Source organism: Nonomuraea marmarensis (assembly GCF_043197025.1).
GTDB classification, from domain to species: domain Bacteria; phylum Actinomycetota; class Actinomycetes; order Streptosporangiales; family Streptosporangiaceae; genus Nonomuraea; species Nonomuraea marmarensis.
In genome coordinates, this window is record NZ_JBICRM010000091.1 from 1 (window position 1) to 4102 (window position 4102).

Genomic DNA, 4102 nt, shown 5'->3' on the forward strand with positions numbered 1-4102 from the left:
GGGCGGTTTAGAGCCTCCCCCCGCAGGGCGGCTCTGAAGGGCCATCACCTTCATCTTCCACGCAGCACCGCTTCAAGAAGCTCTACCTACATCACAAGCCCCTCTCCACGTTCGTGGCACACCTTCACCACTACTACGAGCCGGTCCGCCAGCATGCCCGGCGACGGTACTCAACCCCTCACGGCTTTGGACCGCTTCGGAGCGCTCCCTGTCGCCCGCCCGAAGGCGGACAGTACCCGAGCACACCTTCTCCTGTTCCACTCGGACGCAGCAGACCGGACTCGCGCCACCTCCATGCCGGACACCACCTGGCCAATAAGCGGACACCCGCCAGGCTCATCCCGAAGTCGTAGCTACACCCAGGTTTCGATGTCATCTGATTGGGTTTCGACACGTCAGCAGTGGTTCACTCGCGTTCGCCTTCCCGGTCCCCACCTGACACCTCACGGGTGCCTTTCCTCAACGCTCACCACGACGGTCGTCAACCAACGCAGCTTGAGGCGGTTTGGAGCCTCCCTCCGCAGAGCGACTCCGAAGGGCCACAACCTTCATCGTCCGAGCAGCATCGCTCCAGATCGCTCTCCTACATCGAACTCTCCTTCGTGTTTAGGGCACACAGCCACACTCAACTGGATTGGCGTCTATGGTTTCCGGGCAACCCCCGCCCACTGGTCCACTTCCGCCGGGAGGCCGAACGGGTCGAGGTCGGGACGCCACCGTGAGGACGAGACCCACCCGGGCTCGACCATCTCCAGGCCGTCGAAGAACTCCGCGATCCGCTTGGGGCTGCGCGACTTCAGCTTGGGTCGGGCGGTCTCGTTCCACACCCGCACCGCCTTCGCGGCCAAGCCACCGCTGATCGCAGTGGTGGTGTGGGCGACCGCGACATGGCTGCCTGACGGCACCGCCTTCAGCAAACGGTCGATGATCTGCTGGACTTCGTCGTCGTCCCACACGAAATGCAGAACGCCTAGAAGCATGAACGCCACTGGCCTCGTGAGATCCAGAGTCCGGGCCGCGCTGGCCAAGATTTCGTCAGGCTGCCGCAGGTCGGCCTCGATGTAGTCGGTGGTGCCCTCGGGGTAGCTGGTCAGCAGCGCCCGTGCGTGCACCAGTACCAGCGGGTCGTTGTCGACATAGACCACCCGCGACTCGGGCGCCAGCCGCTGCGCGACCTCGTGCGTGTTGTCTTCGGCCGGCAGCCCCATGCCGATGTCCAGGAACTGCCTTATCCCCGCCTCCTCGACTAGGTAGCGAACCGCCCGCCCCAGGAAAAGCCGGTGCTCACGCGCCAGGTCGACGATCCCGGGGAAGATCGTGCGGACTTGGTCGCCTATCGCCCGGTCCGCCGCTAAGTTGTCCTTACCGCTCAGCCAGTAGTTCCAGATCCGGGCCGCATTCGGCACATTCGGTTGGAGCAGAGTCTTGTCGACGTGTTGGTCGTGCATAGTCAGAACATCCCTGATATTAAATGAAGGCCAGAAAAGGCATTCGGTCGCAAATTGCAGGATGGTAAAAGATGATTGCTGCTTAACATTGAATTAAACCTGCGAGATTTGCATGCTTATTTGGATCTTAGCGATCCCAGGGGGCATCCCCCAGGTGAGCCCCTCACCGTCCGCGATTGGTCAGGCTATCGCCATTCTGGACCAATCTGAATCGGCTGCTCGCATACTAGTGCATGGTGGCGTAGCAGGTCGTGGAAGAGTATGGTCATGTTGAGAATTCGAAAGGCGTGAGCGACCGAATTGCCGAGACATGCCCTTGTCTCGCTGGCGAGACGCGCCGTAATTATCAGAATGACGTGTCAGAAGGGTGACAACGAACACGGCGTCGATGTCAGGCGCGGGGCCAATGTCAGGCCGAGTGGCCCGCGGCGCCGAGACGGGAGTGCTCGCGCTGAGCGTCCCGAACCCATCACGCGCTGCTGATCTGCGAGGACGCCGGAGCGCAGTGCGGCATGGCCATGATCTGCCAGACCGTGCAGGGGCACCGGGGGCCGTCGCCGGCAGTGCTTACTGGACTAGCGATCTTTGGTCGCGGGGTGGCGGTGAGGGTCCAGGTGTTGTTGATGTGGGTGAGGCCGAGGTTGACGAGGCGGCGGAGGTTGAGAGCGGCGGCGGGGCGGTAGAGCCAGCGGTCGTTGGCGTGAGTGCCGCGGTAGGGCAGGCGGCGGTTGCCGCGGGCGACCAGCCAGGCCACGGCACGTTCCACCAGGGGTCGCCAGCGTCGGTAGTCGTCCTGCCAGGCGGGGTCGGTGGCGGCTTGGTGGCGGACGGCGGTCTGCAGGTCGTGGTGCGGGCGGATGGTCAGGGTGCGGCCGGTCTTGGCGGTGGTGCAGCGGTCGTGCAGGGGGCAGGCGGTGCACAGGCCGGTGAAGGTGGCGCGGCGTTGCTGGTAGCGGCCCGAGGGGGCGGCGAGCGGGACGGTGTGCCCGGCGGGGCAGGTGACCGTGCCGGCGCCGGTGTCGATGACGAAGTCGTCCAGGGTGAACCCGCCCGGCACGGCGGGTTTGAGCGCGGGTGGCTTGATCAGTAGCCGGCGGCCGTCAGGGCGGCGCGCAGGTCGGCGGCGGCGTAGGCGGCATCGGCCAGGATCTGCAGCGGGCCGCGCTCGGCGGCGGGCAGGTCAGGAGCGACGGCGGCCTCGTGATGGACGGCCCCGGCGCCGGGACACAGGGCGACCGCGGTGAACAGGCCGGTCTCCGGCTCGACAGCCAGGTGACCCTTGTAGCCGTCGTCGCGCTGCTGCGTGCTCTTGTGGGTGTGGCGGGCCTCGACATCGACGGTTGAGATGATCCGGTCCGGTGCGGTCTTCCACCGTCCGTCGCTGCCGTCGGCGGGCTCGACGTCCTGGCCGGCGATCAAGGCCAGGTTAGTGATCGTAAGGGATCGGAGATCGGGTGACCGGCTTGCTGGTAGCTGCGGTCTAATAGCTCCTAACAGAACGGGCCGGTCCTTGCGATCAGGTTTGTGTGCTGAGGGCTAGCGCGACCGTAAGGCTGTCCTCGTAGACGTGGTAACGGGTGATGAGCCCGTCTTCGACGGTCAGGTGCAGCGCGAACGGTGAGGTGTACGCGGTACCGCTGGCTCGTACCGTCTGCGCGATCTTTCCAAACACGACAGCGTGCGTCCCATCGACCAGGATCTGCGTCACCGACGTGCCGTTTAGCTCGGGCACGTGATGGGACTCCAGTGACTGGAAATGGTCCGTCACATCCGCGCGGCTGGACCGAGGCCGGATCCAGGGCACCGCTGGATGCCCCTCAACAGGCCAGTTGAGGTGCCAGTCGATCGACTCGGCGAACAACTGCGCAGTCCGATGATGATCGCCCTCGGCCATCCTGCGTAGCAACTCTTCCACGACGCCACGGGTGTCACTACTCATGCCGCAAACTCTCTCGGTCCACACCACGAGATGTCAATTACCACCCAGGTAAAGGCAGAACCCGCCGAAGTACGGACGAGGCAGGTCACCTCATTCTGTTTCTCGATACTGCGTCCATCCGGTGGGCGGAGAAGTTCACCCGACAACAACACTTGGGCCCCGAGGACGTTGCCTGACTCCTCTCCCTGGATCGAGACGGGCACTCACATCGAGAGGTCTTCTGCAGCAAGGTGCGCGAGCGCTTCGCGCTGACAGCGGCTCTTGTGGAGGCAATGGCGGTTCAGAACGAAAGCGTCACCCTTTGAGAGGTAGCCAGGGAGCGCCCGGCCGCCCGGCTATAGCGTCAGAGGGTTCCCCAAGCGCAAGATCGTTGAGACGGGAAAGATTCATCTTCAGCCTGCCGAGCCTCGCCAAGGAGTGAAATGGGGGCATGCCGGAAAAGTGGGTCATGCGCGCCCTAGTGGGAGTGCTCATCGGGGCCGCGGTGTCGCGAACTTTACGGTCACGAACTGCTGCCCTTAGCCCTGTCGGCCATACGACAGAGAACTCGCCTAAGCAGCTACAGACATTGAAAGGCTGACTTTTGGCCCTACGGCGGTTCGGGTTCGAGGATCAGTTCGGTCTGGGCGATGATGGCGTCGAGCAGGTCGGGCCGGTATTGCAGGTGTTTGAGATGGTGCTTGATGATGGCGGCGAGGTGGTCGATGCCGCCACG

Annotated in this window: 4 protein-coding genes; all 4 read right to left on the reverse strand. The window is 64.1% G+C overall.

What is annotated here, in order from left to right; all coding sequences use genetic code 11:
* Positions 1–641 precede the first annotated feature (641 nt).
* The gene (locus ACFLIM_RS50010) at positions 642–1448 is read right to left on the reverse strand and encodes an SAM-dependent methyltransferase (protein WP_393177955.1); all 807 of its coding nucleotides are present in this window, start codon (positions 1446–1448) and stop codon (positions 642–644) included.
* A gap of 469 nt (positions 1449–1917) precedes the next feature.
* Positions 1918–2505 (reverse strand): transposase, encoded by a 588-nt coding sequence (locus ACFLIM_RS50015; RefSeq protein WP_393177957.1) that lies wholly within the window; start codon positions 2503–2505, stop codon positions 1918–1920.
* 26 nt (positions 2506–2531) lie between these two features.
* Positions 2532–2867 carry a transposase gene (locus ACFLIM_RS50020; protein WP_393177959.1) on the reverse strand — a complete coding sequence of 112 codons (336 nt, stop codon included), beginning with the start codon at positions 2865–2867 and terminating at the stop codon, positions 2532–2534.
* A gap of 97 nt (positions 2868–2964) precedes the next feature.
* Positions 2965–3387 carry a nuclear transport factor 2 family protein gene (locus tag ACFLIM_RS50025; RefSeq protein WP_393177961.1) on the reverse strand — a complete coding sequence of 141 codons (423 nt, stop codon included), beginning with the start codon at positions 3385–3387 and terminating at the stop codon, positions 2965–2967.
* Positions 3388–4102 lie beyond the last annotated feature (715 nt).